At 34.6% G+C, this 894-nt stretch carries 2 protein-coding genes; both read right to left on the bottom strand.

Going from position 1 to position 894, the window contains the following annotated elements; genetic code table 11:
* Window positions 1-110: 110 nt before the first annotated feature.
* The gene (locus HMPREF2628_RS08170) at window positions 111-500 is read right to left on the bottom strand and encodes a hypothetical protein (protein WP_000656834.1); all 390 of its coding nucleotides are present in this window, start codon (window positions 498-500) and stop codon (window positions 111-113) included.
* On the bottom strand, window positions 497-894 hold a 398-nt coding region (locus HMPREF2628_RS11140; protein WP_257375294.1), incomplete at its 5' end, for a hemagglutinin. The genes HMPREF2628_RS08170 and HMPREF2628_RS11140, both read right to left, overlap by 4 nt.

Here is an 894-nt window from a genome sequence, read left to right on the forward strand (position 1 = left end):
GCATCCATATGGGTGACCTTATCCCAGAGGGCTTCCTCCGTGTTCAAATACGGCTCATAGTATCGGACAGAATCTTTAATACGTTTAGAAAAATAATAAGTATCTATTCTTTAATTTCCAGATTCATCGTCCTCATCGTCTAAAATTATTTCATCTGAACTGACTAATTCCTCTTTGGTAATTTCTCCCATTTTAAATCTGCGTCTTTTGTTTAGATCAAAAATTATTTCATGCAAATCTGCAAAGTAAGAAGAAAAGTTAGCCATCGAAGACAATAACTCGTAATAGAATTGACTGTATTGCTCATCAGCTATACTTTGATCAATTATTTCTTCCTTGAATGCTGAAATACCTGACATAAGCTCTTGAAAGTCATCAGATAGATTATCATCTATCAATTCTTTAAAATCTTTTAATTTTTTATTTTCTTCTAACGAGTATCCTAGCCTCGAATTGAATCGTTTACACACCTCATAAAGTTTATAGATTTCTTCCTTCAATGTAATTTCCTTCCTTTAGCTTTTAATAACTTATCTGTGTTTAAAGTACCATCAAGATTAAGTACAGATTTCAAATTACCACGTTTATCAAAAACTTCAAAATGGTCCATATGTAAACCATCCAAATACAGGTAATCTCCTTTGCGCAAATTTCTATCAACCTTCTTCATCACCTCATAAACACTTTGCCCGTCATATTGTTTCTTCGTCTTTCTAAGATTGTCCCTAATCTTTTTTCCAAAGTCTGTCTCAAAAAACTCCGACATATTATTGACAGCTTGTGTGACTCTCTCCGCCTTCCCAGAACCACCTACTCCTCGTACTACATCATCCGCATGTTTACTAAAGAACTGTCTAACCTCACGTAGTGTCTTACTCTCAACGCTGAAGGTAG

It is taken from the genome of Streptococcus sp. HMSC063B03, assembly GCF_001836965.1.
In the GTDB taxonomy this organism is placed as follows: Bacteria; Bacillota; Bacilli; order Lactobacillales; family Streptococcaceae; genus Streptococcus; species Streptococcus pneumoniae_F.